This is a genomic window from Bradyrhizobium sp. T-12, from assembly GCF_058314695.1.
Genome location: NZ_CM177756.1, coordinates 4,522,863 through 4,539,191 on the forward strand (window position 1 = coordinate 4,522,863; position 16,329 = coordinate 4,539,191).

The 16,329-nt window shown below is 64.7% G+C and carries 20 protein-coding genes; 7 read left to right on the forward strand and 13 right to left on the reverse strand.

Translation table 11 applies throughout. The features are described from left to right. Positions 1-17 precede the first annotated feature (17 nt). On the reverse strand, positions 18-662 hold the full coding sequence (locus AC0WRY_RS21445; RefSeq protein ID WP_194402755.1) for a trimeric intracellular cation channel family protein: 645 nt from the start codon (positions 660-662) through the stop codon (positions 18-20). A 179-nt stretch (positions 663-841) separates the two neighbouring features. Between AC0WRY_RS21445 and AC0WRY_RS21450 the strand changes: the two genes are divergently transcribed. Continuing rightward, positions 842-1,234, forward strand: coding sequence for a hypothetical protein (locus tag AC0WRY_RS21450; RefSeq protein WP_194402756.1), 393 nt, complete (start codon positions 842-844; stop codon positions 1,232-1,234). Between the two features lie 61 nt (positions 1,235-1,295). Here the strand turns inward: AC0WRY_RS21450 and AC0WRY_RS21455 are convergent, their stop codons facing one another. From AC0WRY_RS21455 to AC0WRY_RS21465, 3 genes are all read right to left on the reverse strand, one after another. Beyond that, complete coding sequence (locus AC0WRY_RS21455) at positions 1,296-2,105, reverse strand: isocitrate lyase/PEP mutase family protein (protein ID WP_194402757.1); 810 nt, start codon at positions 2,103-2,105, stop codon at positions 1,296-1,298. A gap of 52 nt (positions 2,106-2,157) precedes the next feature. Continuing rightward, on the reverse strand, positions 2,158-2,508 hold the full coding sequence (locus tag AC0WRY_RS21460; RefSeq protein WP_194402758.1) for an antibiotic biosynthesis monooxygenase family protein: 351 nt from the start codon (positions 2,506-2,508) through the stop codon (positions 2,158-2,160). A gap of 91 nt (positions 2,509-2,599) precedes the next feature. Next, positions 2,600-2,908 (reverse strand): NIPSNAP family protein, encoded by a 309-nt coding sequence (locus AC0WRY_RS21465; RefSeq protein WP_194402759.1) that lies wholly within the window; start codon positions 2,906-2,908, stop codon positions 2,600-2,602. Between the two features lie 193 nt (positions 2,909-3,101). On the opposite strand from AC0WRY_RS21465, the gene AC0WRY_RS21470 reads away from it, so the two are divergent. Next, positions 3,102-3,800 carry a winged helix-turn-helix domain-containing protein gene (locus AC0WRY_RS21470; RefSeq protein ID WP_194402760.1) on the forward strand — a complete coding sequence of 233 codons (699 nt, stop codon included), beginning with the start codon at positions 3,102-3,104 and terminating at the stop codon, positions 3,798-3,800. 261 nt (positions 3,801-4,061) lie between these two features. Continuing rightward, positions 4,062-4,310 carry a GCG_CRPN prefix-to-repeats domain-containing protein gene (locus AC0WRY_RS21475; protein WP_194402761.1) on the forward strand — a complete coding sequence of 83 codons (249 nt, stop codon included), beginning with the start codon at positions 4,062-4,064 and terminating at the stop codon, positions 4,308-4,310. Positions 4,311-4,466: 156 nt separating this feature from the next. On the opposite strand, the gene AC0WRY_RS21480 is transcribed toward AC0WRY_RS21475, so the two are convergent. Together AC0WRY_RS21480 and AC0WRY_RS21485 are read right to left on the reverse strand one after the other, a co-directional pair. Then, complete coding sequence (locus AC0WRY_RS21480) at positions 4,467-4,751, reverse strand: twin-arginine translocation signal domain-containing protein (protein WP_194402762.1); 285 nt, start codon at positions 4,749-4,751, stop codon at positions 4,467-4,469. Positions 4,752-4,867: 116 nt separating this feature from the next. Then, positions 4,868-5,182, reverse strand: coding sequence for a hypothetical protein (locus tag AC0WRY_RS21485; protein ID WP_194402763.1), 315 nt, complete (start codon positions 5,180-5,182; stop codon positions 4,868-4,870). Positions 5,183-5,308: 126 nt separating this feature from the next. On the opposite strand from AC0WRY_RS21485, the gene AC0WRY_RS21490 reads away from it, so the two are divergent. Then, complete coding sequence (locus AC0WRY_RS21490) at positions 5,309-5,962, forward strand: glutathione S-transferase family protein (protein ID WP_194402764.1); 654 nt, start codon at positions 5,309-5,311, stop codon at positions 5,960-5,962. A gap of 82 nt (positions 5,963-6,044) precedes the next feature. On the opposite strand, the gene AC0WRY_RS21495 is transcribed toward AC0WRY_RS21490, so the two are convergent. Then, entirely contained in the window at positions 6,045-7,922 is a 1,878-nt protein-coding gene (locus AC0WRY_RS21495; RefSeq protein WP_194402765.1) for a phospholipase D-like domain-containing protein, read from the reverse strand. A 185-nt stretch (positions 7,923-8,107) separates the two neighbouring features. On the opposite strand from AC0WRY_RS21495, the gene AC0WRY_RS21500 reads away from it, so the two are divergent. Next, positions 8,108-8,260 (forward strand): hypothetical protein, encoded by a 153-nt coding sequence (locus AC0WRY_RS21500; protein ID WP_194402766.1) that lies wholly within the window; start codon positions 8,108-8,110, stop codon positions 8,258-8,260. A gap of 112 nt (positions 8,261-8,372) precedes the next feature. Here AC0WRY_RS21500 and AC0WRY_RS21505 read toward each other — a convergent pair whose 3' ends face one another. Together AC0WRY_RS21505 and AC0WRY_RS21510 are read right to left on the reverse strand one after the other, a co-directional pair. Then, entirely contained in the window at positions 8,373-8,720 is a 348-nt protein-coding gene (locus AC0WRY_RS21505; RefSeq protein ID WP_194402767.1) for a hypothetical protein, read from the reverse strand. A 102-nt stretch (positions 8,721-8,822) separates the two neighbouring features. Further along, on the reverse strand, positions 8,823-10,355 hold the full coding sequence (locus AC0WRY_RS21510) for an acyl-CoA carboxylase subunit beta (protein WP_194402768.1): 1,533 nt from the start codon (positions 10,353-10,355) through the stop codon (positions 8,823-8,825). A 379-nt stretch (positions 10,356-10,734) separates the two neighbouring features. Between AC0WRY_RS21510 and AC0WRY_RS21515 the strand changes: the two genes are divergently transcribed. Next, positions 10,735-11,331: a hypothetical protein gene (locus AC0WRY_RS21515; protein ID WP_194402769.1), complete on the forward strand. Its 597-nt coding sequence runs from the start codon at positions 10,735-10,737 to the stop codon at positions 11,329-11,331. A 183-nt stretch (positions 11,332-11,514) separates the two neighbouring features. Next, positions 11,515-12,507 carry a dienelactone hydrolase family protein gene (locus tag AC0WRY_RS21520; protein ID WP_491120819.1) on the forward strand — a complete coding sequence of 331 codons (993 nt, stop codon included), beginning with the start codon at positions 11,515-11,517 and terminating at the stop codon, positions 12,505-12,507. Between the two features lie 276 nt (positions 12,508-12,783). Here the strand turns inward: AC0WRY_RS21520 and AC0WRY_RS21525 are convergent, their stop codons facing one another. The 4 genes from AC0WRY_RS21525 to fliK all read right to left on the reverse strand — a co-directional run bounded on the left by AC0WRY_RS21525 (position 12,784) and on the right by fliK (position 16,277). Further along, complete coding sequence (locus tag AC0WRY_RS21525) at positions 12,784-13,440, reverse strand: carboxymuconolactone decarboxylase family protein (protein ID WP_194402771.1); 657 nt, start codon at positions 13,438-13,440, stop codon at positions 12,784-12,786. A 66-nt stretch (positions 13,441-13,506) separates the two neighbouring features. Then, positions 13,507-14,364 (reverse strand): class D beta-lactamase, encoded by an 858-nt coding sequence (gene blaOXA, locus AC0WRY_RS21530; RefSeq protein ID WP_371746108.1) that lies wholly within the window; start codon positions 14,362-14,364, stop codon positions 13,507-13,509. A 36-nt stretch (positions 14,365-14,400) separates the two neighbouring features. Continuing rightward, positions 14,401-14,664: an EscU/YscU/HrcU family type III secretion system export apparatus switch protein gene (locus AC0WRY_RS21535; protein WP_063195078.1), complete on the reverse strand. Its 264-nt coding sequence runs from the start codon at positions 14,662-14,664 to the stop codon at positions 14,401-14,403. Continuing rightward, positions 14,661-16,277 carry a flagellar hook-length control protein FliK gene (gene fliK, locus AC0WRY_RS21540; RefSeq protein WP_194402772.1) on the reverse strand — a complete coding sequence of 539 codons (1,617 nt, stop codon included), beginning with the start codon at positions 16,275-16,277 and terminating at the stop codon, positions 14,661-14,663. The genes AC0WRY_RS21535 and fliK overlap by 4 nt, the downstream gene beginning before the upstream one ends. Positions 16,278-16,329 lie beyond the last annotated feature (52 nt).

Below are 16,329 nucleotides of genomic sequence, written 5' to 3' on the forward strand. Positions count from 1 at the left end.
TTCACGCGCGACAGCGCTCACCTCTCCTCATCTCCCGTGAACACGAATTTCGGCATCTCCCATTTGTAGCGCACTGCCAGCAGACGGAAGCCGATGCCGAGCGCGAAGGTCAGGAGGGTCGAGAGCTCGGGGTTGAGCTTGAGGCCGAACGCGGTCGCATAGAACAGGCCGGTCACCACCGAGACGCTGGCGTAGAGCTCGGATCGGAACAAGAGCGGCACGTCGTTGCAGAGCACGTCGCGGAGCACGCCGCCGGCGCAGCCGGTCACCATGCCCGAGACGATGACGATCGGCAGCGAGGCATCCATCTGCCAGGCGACGTCACAGCCTGCCATGGTGAAGACGACGAGGCCGATGGCGTCGAGCACGATGAAGGCGACCTTCAGCCGGTGCACGAGACGCGCGAACAGGATTGTGAGGAAGGCCGCGCCGCCGGCGAGCGCGAGATAGGTCGGGTTTTGCACCCAGACCAGCGGATAATGCCCGAGGAAGAGATCGCGCAGCGTTCCGCCGCCGAGCGCGGTGATGCAACCGAGGAAGCAGACCCCGAGCCAGTCCATGCTGCGCCGCCCCGCGGCAAGCGCGGCCGTCATGCCTTGGGCGGCGATCGCGACCAGGGACAGGAAATGCAGCACGCTATCTGTCGGCGGCAGACTCCACATCGGTGTTTCCCCCGGGCTTGTTCCCTCGTCGCGACCATGGAACTCGCGCTCGGTTCCCGGAAGTGACAGGTTCCCGATTCCCGGTGGCGGAGCAACATGCGACGAAAGCATAAGGCGGGGCGGAACGGAATCTCGCATCCACGGGTTGTCGAGGCGTCTTAACCGAGGAGATCCAATCGATGGCTGACGACCGTTTTCCCAACGATCCGTACCGCCCGAACCTCGCCGACGATGAGTATCTTCGCGCGGCGCGCCGGGATGCCGACCTACAGGCCGATCCCGAGCTTGGCGAAGGCCCCGCCTCCAGCGGCAAGGTTGCGTTGTTCGCCGTTGCGATCGCACTGGTGCTGGGTGCCGTGTTCTACGGCCTGAACAATACCAGCACCGGAAATCAGGCGAGCACCACGCCCGCAACGCAAACCGCCCAGCAGGCGCCCGCGACCAATCCCGCGGCACCTCCCGGCATGCGCGACGTGACGCCGCGCACCAACACCTCGCCGGGCGTGACCACGGGTGCGGCACCAAGCAAGCCGGCCCCGGATACGCAGACGCCGTCTGACGGCGCGAAGTAAGAGATCACGACGAGTGCGAAGGCGGCGGGACGCAAAGCCCCGCCGCCTTTTCGTTGTGCCGCTAGCTGAACATCTTGTTGAGCTCGCCGCCGGGATAGCCGCTGCCGAGCTCGGTGAACGTGCCCTTCTCCGCCATCTCTTTGGCCGCGCGCATGAAGCCGCCCCAGGCGGCGCGGGCGAGCGAGCCGCCGACGCTGATCCGGCGCACGCCGAGATCCTCGGCCTCCTTCAGTGACAGGCCGGACGCGCCGATCAACAGGTTGAACGGCTTTGGCGCGACAGCCTTCACCACGGCGCTGATGTCCTCGCGGGTCTTCAGGCCTGGTGCATAAAGGCAGTCGGCCCCTGCGTCGGCATAAGCGGTGAGCCGGTCGATCACCAGCTTGAGATCGGTCACGCCCCACAAATAGGCTTCGCAGCGGCCGACCAGCAACGTGCCGCTGTCGCCGATCGCCTTGCGCGAGGCCTTGATGCGGTCGACCGCGAGTGCGCGCTCGTAGATCGGCTTGTCCTTGTCGCCGGTGGAATCCTCGATCGAGAGGCCGGCAACGCCGGTGCGCACGCAGCGCTCGACATTGTCAGCGACCCTGTCCGGCTCGACCGCGAAGCCCCCCTCGAAATCGGCGTTCACGGGAATATCGACCGCCGAGCTCAATGCTGCCAGATGCTGACAGATGTCCTCGACGCTGACATGGTTGTCGGCCTTGCCGATGGTCCAGGCAAAGCCCGCGCTCGACGAGGCGATCGCCTTGAAACCGAGATGCTGCAACGCCTTGGCGCTGCCGACGTCGACCGGATTGGGCAGGATGAAGCAGCCGCTCTCGTGCATCTTCTTGAAGGTCGCGCGCTTGTCCGCCGTCGTGACGTGCATTTTTGTTCTCCATTGTTGGCCGCGCAGAGATAGGCGCGCATGAATGCCTACGCTAGTGCGCGTCGTGCACGGCGCGACTGTCCTTGGGCGCTTCGTCCCGGTCGGTCATGCTGTAGTCCCTGACGATACTCGCAATGCGCAGATGATAGTCGGCAAAGATCTGCGCCCTGCCCTTGGCCTGGGTGCGGCGGTGCTCCATCGTGTTACGCCAGGCCGCAACCGCCGCCTCGTCCCGCCAGAACGACACCGACAGGATCTTGCCCTTGTCGGTCAGGCTCTCGAAACGCTCGACCGAGATGAAGCCGTCGATGGTTTGCAGGATCGGCTTCAGATCGGCGGCGAGGTCGAAATAATCCTGGCGATGTTCGGGCTTGGGCCAGACCTCGAAGATCACGGCGATCATGGGCGTCTCCTTTTGTTTGAGCATGATCCGGAAAACCGCGCTGCACTTTGCGCGAACGCGGCCCTTCGGGTCCGGATCATGCTGGCGTGGCCTACAATACCACCTGACGCAGGAAGGTGCGCTCTTCGGCGAGGATGAATTTGTGCTCCTCGGCGAAATGGAAATTGGCCATGCCCTCAGTGTCCTGTCGCAACCGGGCGCGATAGGCCTCATAGGCGGCCAGACTCTCGAAGGTGATCAGCCCAAAGGCGATGTTGTTGGTGCCCTCGTGCGGCATGAAATAGCCGATCAGGTCGCCACCGCATTTCGGGATGATGGTGAGCCAGCGCTTCGAGTACTCCTCGAATTGCGCGCGCTTGAAGGGATCGAGCTGGTAGCGGATGAAAACGGTGACGGACATGGTGGGCTCCTTGTTTCCACGCCGTCATTGCGAGCGCAGCGAAGCGATCCAGGAACCTCACCGCGGAGACAGCCTGGATTGCTTCGTCGCCCCGTGCAAATTGCTTCGCAATTTGTCACGGGCTCCTCGCAATGACGAACTGGTGACACGCTACGGCCTTGCCCGACCACAATGCTTCGGCTACCATCGAAGCATGAAATCAGGCCCCGACATCGCCATGGTCGCCTCGCTGGTCGGCGACCCCGCCCGCGCCAACATGCTCACGGCGCTGATGAACGGACGCGCGCTGACGGCGAGCGAGCTGGCGCAGGAAGCCGGCATCACGCCGCAGACCGCGAGCTCGCATCTGGCCAAGCTCGAGGCCGGCGGGTTGGTCGAGCCGGAGAAGCAGGGCCGCCACCGCTACTATCGCCTCACCGACGACGACGTCGCGGGCGTGCTCGAAGGTCTTGCAGGGCTTGCCGCGCGCACCGGCCATATGCGGGTGCGCACCGGACCGAAGGACCCGGCGCTGCGGCGCGCGCGGATCTGCTACGACCATCTCGCCGGCGATCTCGGCGTGCAGATGCTCGATTCCTTGCGCGAGCGGAATCTGGTCAGGCAGAAGAAGCAGGACATCGAGCTGACCGCCGAGGGCGAGCGTTTTCTCGCCAGGCATCTGCAGATCTCGCCCGACATGCTCACCCATCCGCGGCGCCCGGTGTGCAAGGCGTGCCTGGACTGGAGCGAGCGGAGGCATCACCTCGCCGGCACGCTGGGGGCTGCCATGATGCAGCGCTTCGCCGAGCTGAAATGGGCGGCGCGCGACGCCACGCCCGGCAGCCGCGTCGTGAACTTCACCCGCACCGGCGAGAAGCAGTTTGCCGCGCTGTTCGGCAACGTAAGGGACTGACCGGCGCGCGCTCCCATTGCGTCCTGGAGTGCTCCGGCGGCACGGCAGCTTGGAGGCCCCCGGCCGCCGGCGCCATTTCTGTCGCCTCAGGCCCTGTGCGAGGGAACGTTCATGCCGCATTCAGGTCATGATTGGCAGGTTTGGATCGCGCTGTGCCGATATGTTGCAAGATTTGACATGTCGAATCGCGTCTTTTGATTCATTGTGCGCCGCGAGCGCCGCCCCCAAAGACTTTCCCCCAAGGACGAGAAGGAAGATCAAATGAAATACCTGTTCGCCGCCGCCGTGCTTGCCACCGCTGTCGTCGGATTCGGTGAGGCGGCCAGCGCCGCTGAGGGCTGCGGCCGCGGCTTCTATCGCGGTCCCTATGGCAATTGCCGCCCGATGCGCGGCGCGGTCGTGGTGCGCCCCGCCCCGGTGGTGGTCGCCCCGCCGGTCGTGGTCGTGCCCCGCGCGCGCGTATGCCCCTATGGCTTCCGCTGGTACGCCGGCCGCTGCCGCCCGTTCTGATCTCTTCGCATCGCAAGATGGCCGCGCGGCGAAAGCCTGCGCGGCCATCTTCGTTTCGCGGCTCACCTGACGATTCGCATCGAAATTGAAGCACCTCCGAATCGAAACGGGGACCGCTGGCTGCGATCCCCGTCCAATTCACGCGCTCTGGCGAGCTTACCAGTAATGGCGGCGGTGCCAGCGCCGGTGATGCCGGCGCCAATGACGGCGGCGCCATCCCCAATGGCCGTGATGGCCATGCCAGTGCACCTGCTCGGGCGTCAGCTTGGCGGCTTCCTCACTGGTGGTGACGGCGGGATGAGCGTCGGCATTGCCTTGCGGCGCACGTGCGGGATCAATGACGGGCTGCGGTGACAGCGGCGCGGCCCGCGCGGTCGCGGCGAAGGCGGCGGCGCCCGCCGTCACCCCCAATGCAAGCTTCAAAAAGTTCCGGCGCTCCATGGCTTCTTCCTCTTGGATCTTCGTGCAAGTGATGCAGAGGAAGTGTCGCGGCCACGACATGAACCGAAGCTGAATCGCATGTTCAGACTCGGTGCGAAGCGAACATTCGCTGTGCCTCACGTGGAAACTTCCTGCGCCAGCACCAGCGTCTCGCGCGAGCGCTTCACGTCGGGCCAGTCGCGGTTGAAATCGACGACGAGCTTCTGCAACGCATCACCTTCCAGCATGGCCGCAAGTCTGGCCTCGTCGTCGAACTGATACATCGCCACGTGCAGCGAGGGATCATCGAGGCTCCAGAACCGCGACGCTCGGCTCACGCCGAAGGTCTCCATCGCGTCGGGCAGATGTTCCGTCTCGTACCATTTGTCGAAGGCAGCGCGCTTGCCGGCGTCGGGGACGATGGCGCGGACGACGAAGAAGGCGGCGGGCATCGGGTTCCTCCTGGTGTTGGCGCGAGCCTAACCGGTCAAATCGCCGGCGGCAAAAAGAGTGGCACCGGTGTCGGAACGGGCGCCCTTCGCTCGTCCTTTGTTCGAACCAGGACACGGAGACAGCAAATGGCCGACCTCACCCTCACCACCTTCAATTGGGTTCCGGAACCGCCGCGTGGCCTCGTGCGCGATCTCAGAGTGCGCTGGGCGCTGGAAGAAGCCGCCTTGCCCTATCGCGTCGCCAGCACGCCGTTCGACGATCGCAGGCCTGCGCACCTCGCGCACCAGCCGTTCGGCCAGGTGCCGTGGCTGACCGACGGCGACATCTCGATCTTCGAGACCGGCGCAATCCTGCTTCATCTCGGCGAACGCAGCGAGAAGCTGATGCCCACAGATCCGCGCGGCCGCGCCGAGGCGACGGCTTGGGTATTCGCGGCGCTCAATTCGGTGGAGATGGCCAGCCTGCCCTGGGGAATGTCGAAGTTCATGGGACATCCGACCGACACGGCAGCCTGGAAATTCGTCGACGACTTCCTCAAGCTTCGCTTGAAGCATCTCGAGCCGGTGCTAGCGGGGCGCGAATGGCTGGCGGGCTCCTTCTCGGTCGCCGACATCCTGATGGCGGACGTGCTGCGTCTCGTCGACATGTTCGGCGGGCTGGCGGACAGCCCCGCCTGCCGCGCCTACGTCGCGCGCGCCACCGGCCGCCCGGCGTTCATCAAGGCGCACGCCGACCAGATGGCGCATTTCGCGGCGGCGGACGCTGACCACAAGCATTAGGCAAAGGCAGCAATTTGCCGTTCCATCACCTAGACGAGCGCGGGTCGCGTCGGCAGATGCCCGCGCTCCAGGGATGACTGCTCTAGGTCGCCAGGCCGGCGAACGCCAGGCGATCGGTCTCCTCGCGACTTCCGGACTTGTAGTACGGGTCCGTCCAGCTATCATCCTTCTTCAATCCCGCGATGCGCGCCTCGACGCTCTTTTTCTTCTTGCCGCCTTTGGTCTTTCCCTCCACATGCGCGCGAAACCAATAGTGCTCGAACATGCGCATGAATTCCGTGATGTAGATGTCCATCACGGCGGTATCGCCACGAATGATCAGGCTGTTCTCGTCGTTGGTTTTCGTCGAGTTGTTGGAGAAATTGGCTGACCCCGTGACCAGGATCGGGTCCTGCCCAAACGGATCGATCGCGATGATCTTGGAGTGGATGTGAACTCCGGAATGGTGGAAGCTCTCCTCATGCTCGAGCAGCCGCCCCTGGAAATCGTGCAGCGCCGAGCTCAGCGTGGTTGCAACCGAGACCTGGTTGGCAGCGTCGTGCTCGAGCAGCTTCACGGCTCCCGCCTTGCCGAACGAACTGCCCTTGTCCGCCATCAGAAAGCGCAGCGTGCCCTTCGGCGTCTTCTTGAAGGTTGCGAGAATCTTCGGATGCAGGACGAAGGGCGCACTGACCATCACGATCTTCCCGGTCCGGCAAAGCTCCGCGTAGAGATCGATCATCTCCAGCTTCGACTGGGGAGAGAAGATCGGCGTGACCCCGTGTGGAATGCTGTCGCGATCCCTCGGCACCGGCGTCAAGAACTGGGTGTGCTTCTTGATGTCCCTGGCTGAATCGTTGTTGTACAGCGACTGGAAATAGTCGTTGTACGCCGTGGCGATCTTCACATTGTAGCTGGCGTGTCCCAGGTTGAGCTGGCCGTAGATCGCACCGTCGGTCCAGTTTGTCGATCCGGTCCACACCGCGATCGGCTGCATCGATCCATTCGCCCCCTTCTTCAGCAGAACGACGAATTTGTTGTGCATGATCGCGCCTTGTGGATCCGCATCGCGAGGTTTGGCGAATGTGATCCCTGCCGCCGCGATGGCCGCGCGATTCCTGGCCGCCGTCTTGTCCGCTGGATCAGGCTTGCCCTGCTTGCTCTTCTGTCGCGCGTGGTAGGCGACCTTGACGTCCACGCCACGGCCCGCCGCACGCGTCAATGCTTCGAGCAGCTTGGGCTTCTGAAATTCGTAGATCGCGGCATGAACGGCATAGCTGGAATCGACCGCCTGGCCGATAAACCCGATCAGCGCTTCCTCGAGCCCGCGCGAAAGCCACCATAGAGCGTCGGGGATCCTGGCGGGGTCGTTGTCGCCATAGCGGCTATTATAGGCGCGGCTCGCGGCAGCTCCGCGATTGAAGAACACCGAAGCATCATGGCCGTGGTTGTTTTCCGTTTTGACCTCGACCGTCACGCCGCCCTGAATGGTGTCGAATTCGCGGCGCCGCTCGGCTTCCTTGCCATCCTGGACGATCTTCGCCGCCGGATCGTAGCGCGGAACGACGCGGTAGCGATAAGACTTTCCGGGATCGACCGTGTAGTCGCCCCAGCGGAATTTCTGCAACGGAGCGCGAGCGGTCGACACCATCGGAGCGTCCTGATCCGGCGCCCGCGGCGCAGCGTTCTTGGCTGCTCCCCTTTTCTTGGCGGCCTTCTTGGCGGCCGGCACCGGCTTCGGGTCCGCCTCGACCGCTGGAATGGCGGCCTGCGCGATGTCGGCTGCGTCGAGCGGATCGACGTCGAACCGAAGCATGTTGGGCAGCCAGCGCCGCGCGCCGGTGTCGACATCCGTCCGCTCAATGGTGAATCCGAGGCAGCCCTTTCGCTTCGGCTCCTCGAGATCCATCGCCAGCAACACGTTGTTTGAGCCAGCAATGACACGCAGTGTCAGTCCATCCTTCGATGCCCGCGCTCGCATGGGAAAATTCCTTATGAAAAACTCAAAATCTACCCCTAGGTTATACGATTTATCATGTGTCGCAATACGTGTGCATTCTTCCGCCGCGGCGACAAGGCCCGCGGAGCGTGATCCGCCTCACATAATCAATCCAGCACCCGGCCTACGGTCGCCAGCACCGGACGGAAGCAATTGGAAGGTGACCCATGGTCCGCATCGAATATCTCAAGCGACAGATCGCCCGCGCCGAGCGGCTGGCCAAAGCCATCCTCGACCGCCAGACCGCCGACCGGCTGCAAGCCTTCGCCGCCGAATGCCGCACGGAATTGTCGGAGCTGACGCTCAAGACCGCCGCGTGAGGCGTGTTGACGCTGGATGCGTCGGGCGGATTAGTGCCAGCGTAATCCGCCACTTCCCCATCCAATAACGCAAACCTTGGCGGATTACGCTATCGCTAATCCGTCCTACACCTCACACCAGCTTCAACGGCGCATCGGCAACGACGCGCAGGTCAATACTGCCGATCAGCGCCGCACGGCGCGCCTCCGCCGCGCTGATGGCCTCGTCCGTCTGCCGCAGCGTCGAGACGTTCGAGCCGAGCGAGACGATCCCGCCGAGCACCAGCGCGATCGATCCGAGTGCGGCGGTCTGACCGAACCCGAACACGCCGAGGATCGTCACCACCAGCAGCGCCGCCCCTGCACCGATGGCGATCTTCGACGCCAGGATGTACTTGCGGCAACGCTCGGCGATCTCGGCGAGAGCCTCGATGCGATCTTCAATGTCGGAGATTTCGTCGGTCGGATCGTCTTCGGTCATTGGATCGAGGATGCCGATTGTAGGGCGGATTAGGCGTAGCCGTAATCCGCCGCGTTCGGATGAGTGGCGGGTTACGCTTCGCTAACCCGCCCTACGCGGTCCTCACAAGGGCAAATTGTCGTGCTTCTTCGCCGGCGCTTCCACCTTCTTGTCCTTCAGCATCGCCAGCGCTCGCGCGATCCGCTTCCTCGTCGAATGCGGCATGATGACGTCGTCGATGTAGCCGCGTTCGGCGGCGATGAACGGGGACAGGAAGCGGTCTTCGTATTCCTTGGTGCGGGCGGCGATCTTGTCGGGGTCGCCGATGTCACTGCGGAAGATGATCTCGACCGCGCCCTTGGCGCCCATCACGGCGATCTGGGCGGTCGGCCAGGCGTAGTTCATGTCGGCGCCGATCTCCTTGGAGGCCATGACGTCGAAGGCGCCGCCATAGGCCTTGCGGGTGATGATGGTGACCAGCGGCACCGTGCACTGCGAATAGGCGAACAGCAGCTTGGCGCCGTGCTTGATCAGGCCGCCATATTCCTGCGCGGTGCCCGGCAGGAAGCCTGGCACGTCGACGAAGGTGACGATCGGGATGTTGAAGGCATCGCAGAAGCGCACGAAACGCGCGGCCTTGCGCGAGGCGTCCGAGTCGAGCACGCCGGCCAACACCATCGGCTGGTTGGCGACGAAGCCGACGGTGCGGCCCGCAATGCGGCCGAAGCCGGTGACGATGTTCTTGGCGAAGCTCTCCGCGATCTCGAAGAAGTCGCCCTCGTCCACGACCTTCAGGATCAGCTCCTTCATGTCGTAAGGCTTGTTCGGATTGTCGGGGATCAGCGTGTCCAAGGACATGTCGACACGGCCGATGTCGTCGAAGCTCGGCCATTCCGGCACGCCGTCGGTGTTGTTGGACGGCAGGAAGTCGATCAGACGCCGCATCTGCAGCAGCGTCTCGACGTCGTTCTCGAAGGCGCCATCGGCGATCGAGGAGCGCGTGGCGTGCACCGAGGCGCCGCCGAGCTCTTCGGCGGTGACGACCTCGTTGGTGACGGTCTTCACGACGTCGGGGCCGGTGACGAACATGTAGCTGGTGTTCTTCACCATGAAGATGAAGTCGGTCATCGCGGGCGAATAGACGTCGCCGCCGGCGCAGGGGCCCATGATGACGGAGATCTGCGGGATCACGCCGGAGGCGAGCACATTGCGGCGGAACACGTAGGAATAACCGGCGAGCGCGGCGACGCCTTCCTGGATGCGGGCGCCGCCGGCATCATAGAGGCCGATGATGGGCGCCCTCGCCTTCATCGCCATGTCCTGGAGTTTCGTGATCTTCAGCGCGTGCGTTTCCGACAGCGAGCCGCCGAACACCGTGAAGTCTTTGGCGAAGACAAACGTCTTGCGGCCGTTGACGGTGCCCCACCCCGTGACGACGCCGTCGCCGGGGATCTTGTTCTTCTCCATGCCGAACTCGGTGGAGCGGTGCTGGACGAACATGTCGAACTCCTCGAACGATCCCTTGTCGAGGAGCAGCTCGATCCGCTCGCGCGCGGTCAGCTTGCCGCGGGCGTGCTGCGCCTCGATGCGCTTCTCCCCGCCGCCGAGCTTGGCGCCGGCGCGACGATCTTCAAGGGCGTCCAGGATGTGCTTCATTTGCTCCCGCCAGTTCTTAAGCCTAAATGCGATTGCCGGGGGTTCTAACACGGCATTTTGCAAGCCGGAAAGCGCCTTTCGGCGCCGCAGGGCTGCCTTGAAGCAGCGGGAAAGCGCAAGGAATTCCAAAGTTTTACCGGCTAGCCGATGGCGGACGCGGGAATGGCCGGACGGCCCGGCTTCCCCATTCACCCGGCCCGGCCGGGGCGGCTCGCAGAGGCGCGCCTGATCCCGGCCGGGGCCTCGCAAATTGGTGTCCCCGCCCGGTTGACCGGGCCTGCCGATTCAGGCTTGCTCCGCATTCGCGATCAGGCGCCGAATGTTGCGTGAGCCCAGTCGGTACGGCGGCGGTCACCACAGCCTGGCTCAAGCGTCACACATGTCTGCGACGGTCGTCCCCCTGCCGCCGAACTCATCGTCAGATACCGTCGACTTCCTGCGGCGCATGGCCAGCATGGTGTCGGGGCGAAATGGCGAGATGCTGCTGCGCGCCGCGAGCCTGATCGAGCAGCTCGGCCAGCGGGCGATGTCGGCCGAGCGGCTGTATCACCAGCAGCAGATCGAGAGCACGCGCAACGCCGAGCTGCGCGAGGCGGCCGAGCTCGCCTCCGATGCCATGGTCGGGCAGATCGACGTGCTGCGGGCGCAGCTTGCCGAGGTCACCGCGGCAGCCGCCGCCGAGCGCGCCGCCTTCGATGCCGAGCGCGGCAAGCTGATCGGCCTGATGCAGAATGCCGAGAGCCATATCGTCAAGCTAACGACCGAGCTGCACAGCTTGCGCGCCTCCGTCGACAGTTTCAACGAGACCGCGGTCTCGGTGCCGATCGAGGTGCTGCGGCTGGCGCGGACGCAGTTCGATTTCCTCTCCGCCGGCTTTGCCCGCAAGGGCGACGTGATCTCGCAGGCGATGAGCGAGATCGGCGGCTTCGCGATCGACCAGGCGCTGACCGCGAAGAAGACAGCCGACGAGGGCTGAAGTCTTTCAAAGCAAGGTGTCCGGGCTTGTCCCGGGCATTCACGTTCTTTGGCAGCGTCCGATAGACAAGATCGTGGATGGCCGGGACAAGCCCGGCCATGACACCGTGGAAGCAGGCGGCATCAAAATTGACAGCCCGCAAGTCCGTTGGTCTACTCCCTGAAAATCACACGGGAGGATCCGATGCCGACGGCATTCCGCGCCGCCATGGCGCTCATTGCGCTCTGCGCTGCCACCGGGCTCGCTTATGCGCAGTCGCTGCCCAAGGAAGTCGCCACCCGCGCCGAGATCTACCCGATCCCCTCTCTCACTCTCTCCGACCAGAAATTCCTCAGCGGCGATGCGGCGGCCGGCAAGCCAGTGACGGTGGCCGGCGAATTCCGCGTGGCGCAGGGGACCGGCAAACTCCCCGTCGTGGTGCTGATGCACGGCTCGAGCGGCGTCGGCGCCACCACGGAAGCCTGGGTGCACGCCTTCAACGCCATGGGCATCTCGACCTTCGTGATCGACGGTTTCACCGGCCGCGGGCTGACGGTGGTCGGACCGAACCAGGCGCTGCTCGGCCGGCTCAATCTGATCATCGACATCTACCGTTCGCTGGAGATCCTGGCGAAACACCCGCGCGTCGATCCTGACCGCATCGTGCTGATGGGCTTTTCCCGCGGCGGACAGGCAACGCTCTACGCAAGCCTCGACCGCTTCAACAAGCTCTGGAACAAGTCGGGCATCCAGTTCGCGGCGTACGTCCCGTTCTATCCGGACTGCTCGACGACGTATGTTGGTGACAACGAGGTCGCCGCGCGCCCGATCCGCATCTTCCACGGCACGCCAGACGACTACAATCCCGTGAAGAGCTGCAAGGCGTTCGTCGAACGGCTCAAGGCAGCGGGCCGTGATGTCGTGCTGACCGAATATCCCGACAGCGCACACGGATTCGACAGCGGCCTGCTCGGCGTCAGCACCGTTGCGGTGTCAGCCAATGCGCAAACCGTGCGCAACTGCCGGATCAAGGAAGGCGACGGCGGCGTGCTGATGAACGGCGAGACCAACGCGCCCTTTACCTATAAGGATTCCTGTGTCGAGTTGAACCCGCATGTCGGCGGCAATCCAAAGACGGCCGCCGAGGCGCGCAAGGCGGTGGAGGAGTTCTTGCAGGTTTTGTTCAAGCTGGGGTGAATGCGCCTGCTCCGCGCGCGGTGCCGTAGGGTGGGCAATGCGAAGCGTGTCTACCTAACAATCACGACAGAGAAACAATCGTGGGCACACGGCGCTACGCGCCATTGCCCACCCTACGGCAGCTGCGCATGTGCGCCACATACTCCGTCATTGCGAGCGCAGCGAAGCAATCCAGACTTCCTCAACGTAAAAACTCTGGATTTCTTCGCATCAGCGAGCTCCTCGCAATGACGTGGTGGGAGCGCCGTTCGCAATGACGGGCCGAGAGAGTGAGACCTACGGCTCGCCCGGCTTGAACGGCTCCTCCTTGCCCGGCGGCACGGTTTCCTCCGCCATGGCCAGCAGCATTGCGACCATCACGTAATTGCCGGCGAGTGCGGTGAGGTCGACGATCTGCTGATCATTGAACACCTTCTTCGCCCGCGCGTAAGTCTCGTCGGTGACCTTCTTGGTCGTGGTAAGCTCAGTGACGAAATCGTAGACCACGGTCTCGTCCTCGGCCATCTTCGACGGGCGCTTGTTGGCCTTCAGCTCCGCGATGATATCGGAGGAGAGGCCCGCCTTGGCTGCCAGCGGCGCATGCGCGAACCATTCCACCTGGGAACGCCATTGCCGCCCGATGATCAGGATCGCGAACTCGTTGAGCTTCAGCGGGACCGAGGTCTCCCAGCGCAGATAATGGAACAGGTCGAACAGGCGCTGGCCCAACACGGGGCTGCGGATCATAGGATTGTAGGGACCGCCGATGCCGACGCTCGACACCTTCATGATTTGCTCGCCAAGCGGCTTCTGCTTGGCGTCGAGCTGGTCCATGGTGAGCTGCGGAAAGCGCGGCTCCTTGCTGGTTGCGGGGCCGGCAAACATGGTGGCGGCAAGCCAGCCGCCGGCTGCAGCGAGCGTAAGCGACGACAGCCAGATTGGTGTTGAGTTCATTGTTGTCCTCCCGGTTATCTTTCTTGCCCGGAAGGATGCTAGTCGAGCGGCGCTGGCGCGACAGCGCTAGATCGCGCCGATCTCGGCAAGGCAGGCTTGCGTCAGGCTCATGCGCTCGCCGATGAGGCGCGGCTCCTTGCAATCCATGTTGAGCGCGAACACCGTGTGCACCTCGCCCTTCTCGGCCCAGCCGACCATCCAGCCGAGCGACGGCTCGCCGCGCTCGGCTCCGAGCAGGCCGGACTTGGCGCGGATGATGGCCTCGCCCACCTTGGTCACCGGCAGGATGTCGGCGACCAGATCCTGGCTGCGCTTTGAGATCGGCAGCGCGCGGCGGCGCAGCCGGTCGACGAAATCGATCTGCTCGACTGGATCGATGCGTAAATTTCCGGTGAGCCAGAACTGGTCGACGCCGCCGCCGATGTCGCGATTGCCGTAGTCGAACTCGTCGACATATTTCTGCATGCGCTCCTGGCCGATGCGCCGCGCGATCTCCTGATAGACCGGCACCGCGCTGACCGCGATCGCGCTGCGCAGCGTGTGATCCTTGTTCCAGGCTTCGATCGGCCGCTTCACGCCATCCCACGGGAAGACGTCCTTGTCGGGATCGGTGACGACGCCGGTCTCGAGCGCGATCAGCGAGTTCGGGATCTTGAAGGTCGAGGCCGGCAGCTTGCCCTCGCCCGAGCGCTCCTTGTCGCTGGCGACGATCAGATAGTCCTCGACCTTGTAGCCGACGAAGGTGCCTGATGTGCCGAGGTCGGTGAAGCGCTTTGCGAGACTGTCACGGATCTCATTGCGCGGCGGCGCGACGTGGGCGAGCGCGCGCTGCGGCAGGATGGCAGATGCGGCAAGAAGGCCGAGAGTGGAGCGGCGGGTGAGCAAGAGCGATGTCCATTGACTGATGAAAGCGGCCGCGACCATGCAGACGCTCCATGGTGAAACGATGACAGGTAGGACCTACCGCCCCCGGCCCGACAGCCGCAGCACGAACACCAGGACCTCGGCGACGGCCTTGTAGAGGTCCGGCGGGATCTCCTCGCCGAGCTCGACCTTGGACAGCGCGCCGGCCAAGACCTCGTTTTCCTCGATCGGGATGTCGTGAGCCTTGGCGATCTCGACGATCTTCTCGCCGATCGTGCCTTTGCCCTTGGCGACGACGACGGGCGCGCCAGAGCCCTTCTCGTAATGCAGCGCGATCGCGAGCTTGGATGGATCACTCATGTGGCGCGATCCAGGAAGTGGCCGGCGCGGGCCGGTGCCGGCTGCGGCGGCGTGCCGTCGCGGACCAGGATGTCGCCGGGGTTGAGCTCGGCCCTCACCAGGGCCTGGTTGAGCTCACCGATGCCGGCGCGAAGCTGCTGCGCGGTCGCCGTCCGCTCCGCCCACATCCGCACGAAAGTCTTGTCGCCATTCAACGTGATCAGAGCATGCACCGGGCCGGCGGGCTCGACATTGAGCGTGAAGCGCGCGCGCCAGGCTTGCTTGGCGGGATCGGCGGATTCGCCAGCACCATCGCGCGAGATCTCGAACTGCGCCATCGCGGTGCCTTGCGGCGTTGCAAAGGGTATCTCGAAATTCCACTGCGGCACGCTGGGATCAACGCGGTGACCGCTGGCATCCGTGCGATCGGGGAGCGAAGCGACCTGGAGCAGGGTCTGCCGCGCGATCGCGGCATCGGTCTCGTCGAGCAGGCGATGCACGGTCGCGGAGAGCGGCGCATCCGGCGCGAGCGATGGCGTGGCGATCGATTGCGCAGATGGCAGCGCGCCACGGAACGGGGGCGGTATCGCGCGGGCCGCGGCTTCGAAGAGGTGGCCATCGGGCACGGCCTTGTTGGAGCCGGGCACGTTACCGGTGAGGCGCGGCAGGTTTTGCGTGACCTCCTGCAGCAGGCTTGCGGCAAGGCCGGCGGACATGCGCGGCAGCGCCATTTGCGGCGCGTCGGCCGCCATATCGGCCAGCACCGCGGCCGCGGGATTGGCGTTGCGCGGCGTTTGCGGCTGCTGGGCAATGTCGGGGGCGATCGACGGCGAGACGGTCTGCGCGACCTCACCCGCTGGCTGCGCCGGCGCGGCGGCGACCTGCGGTGTCGCCGTGGTGCCGGCCGGAATCGTGGCGCCCTGGCTTTGCGGTGCGGCCGTCTGGATCGTCGCCAAGGTCTGGCGCAGCACCAGCAGCGCCGCCTTCAAATCCGGAACGCTACCTGAGGACGGGGTCGTGCCTGCAGCAAGTGATGCCTCGAGGAATAGTCCTGACTTCTGGAAGGCGGATTCGATGTCGCCGCCATCGAGGGCGCCGTTGAGCTGTGTCTGCTGTGCCAACACGTCCAGCACCGCCTGCTTCAACCCCGCCGGTAAATCGCTGCCGGTGACGACGGCCGCCAGATCAGCGAACAGCGGCGCCTGGCTGCCCTGCTTCGTCACGGCCTCGGCCGCTGCCGCGGTGACGGCGACCTGCTCCAACGGCGTGAGCGTATTTCGCGGCACGCTCGCCGACGGCGCCAGCGGCGGGCTTTCCACCAGCGAGGCGGCGCGGGGCGTCAGCGTGATCTGATCAGTGGCGGCCTCGCCTGCCCCGCTCATGACCGCAAGGCGGATGGTGCCGTCGTTCTGCGACACCGCGAGCTGCAGATTCTGCCCCGGCGTCAGCGCCACCTCCGACATCACGTCCATCGAGAGGTTGGCGATCGCGATCCGCACCAGATTGTCGGCCATCACGCTGACGACCCTGGCATCGACGACGCTGCCGGCCTGAAGCACGAGGTCGGGCGTCGTCGCATCAGCCGCGGGGCTGGGCGCACTGACGGGAAGGATGGACGTGACGGGCGTCGGCATCTCAGGGGGCCCAAGGAAGCACTGGAGCGAGCACGGGAGCGAGCACTCTCCC

Excerpts from the sequence above, each read along its gene's own strand:
- AC0WRY_RS21445 (WP_194402755.1), bottom strand. The coding sequence starts at position 662 with ATGTGGAGTCTGCCGCCGACAGATAGCGTGCTGCATTTCCTGTCCCTG.
- AC0WRY_RS21450 (WP_194402756.1), top strand. The coding sequence starts at position 842 with ATGGCTGACGACCGTTTTCCCAACGATCCGTACCGCCCGAACCTCGCC.
- AC0WRY_RS21455 (WP_194402757.1), bottom strand. The coding sequence starts at position 2,105 with ATGCACGTCACGACGGCGGACAAGCGCGCGACCTTCAAGAAGATGCAC.
- AC0WRY_RS21460 (WP_194402758.1), bottom strand. The coding sequence starts at position 2,508 with ATGATCGCCGTGATCTTCGAGGTCTGGCCCAAGCCCGAACATCGCCAG.
- AC0WRY_RS21465 (WP_194402759.1), bottom strand. The coding sequence starts at position 2,908 with ATGTCCGTCACCGTTTTCATCCGCTACCAGCTCGATCCCTTCAAGCGC.
- AC0WRY_RS21470 (WP_194402760.1), top strand. The coding sequence starts at position 3,102 with ATGAAATCAGGCCCCGACATCGCCATGGTCGCCTCGCTGGTCGGCGAC.
- AC0WRY_RS21475 (WP_194402761.1), top strand. The coding sequence starts at position 4,062 with ATGAAATACCTGTTCGCCGCCGCCGTGCTTGCCACCGCTGTCGTCGGA.
- AC0WRY_RS21480 (WP_194402762.1), bottom strand. The coding sequence starts at position 4,751 with ATGGAGCGCCGGAACTTTTTGAAGCTTGCATTGGGGGTGACGGCGGGC.
- AC0WRY_RS21485 (WP_194402763.1), bottom strand. The coding sequence starts at position 5,182 with ATGCCCGCCGCCTTCTTCGTCGTCCGCGCCATCGTCCCCGACGCCGGC.
- AC0WRY_RS21490 (WP_194402764.1), top strand. The coding sequence starts at position 5,309 with ATGGCCGACCTCACCCTCACCACCTTCAATTGGGTTCCGGAACCGCCG.
- AC0WRY_RS21495 (WP_194402765.1), bottom strand. The coding sequence starts at position 7,922 with ATGCGAGCGCGGGCATCGAAGGATGGACTGACACTGCGTGTCATTGCT.
- AC0WRY_RS21500 (WP_194402766.1), top strand. The coding sequence starts at position 8,108 with ATGGTCCGCATCGAATATCTCAAGCGACAGATCGCCCGCGCCGAGCGG.
- AC0WRY_RS21505 (WP_194402767.1), bottom strand. The coding sequence starts at position 8,720 with ATGACCGAAGACGATCCGACCGACGAAATCTCCGACATTGAAGATCGC.
- AC0WRY_RS21510 (WP_194402768.1), bottom strand. The coding sequence starts at position 10,355 with ATGAAGCACATCCTGGACGCCCTTGAAGATCGTCGCGCCGGCGCCAAG.
- AC0WRY_RS21515 (WP_194402769.1), top strand. The coding sequence starts at position 10,735 with ATGTCTGCGACGGTCGTCCCCCTGCCGCCGAACTCATCGTCAGATACC.
- AC0WRY_RS21520 (WP_491120819.1), top strand. The coding sequence starts at position 11,515 with ATGCCGACGGCATTCCGCGCCGCCATGGCGCTCATTGCGCTCTGCGCT.
- AC0WRY_RS21525 (WP_194402771.1), bottom strand. The coding sequence starts at position 13,440 with ATGAACTCAACACCAATCTGGCTGTCGTCGCTTACGCTCGCTGCAGCC.
- blaOXA (WP_371746108.1), bottom strand. The coding sequence starts at position 14,364 with ATGGTCGCGGCCGCTTTCATCAGTCAATGGACATCGCTCTTGCTCACC.
- AC0WRY_RS21535 (WP_063195078.1), bottom strand. The coding sequence starts at position 14,664 with ATGAGTGATCCATCCAAGCTCGCGATCGCGCTGCATTACGAGAAGGGC.
- fliK (WP_194402772.1), bottom strand. The coding sequence starts at position 16,277 with ATGCCGACGCCCGTCACGTCCATCCTTCCCGTCAGTGCGCCCAGCCCC.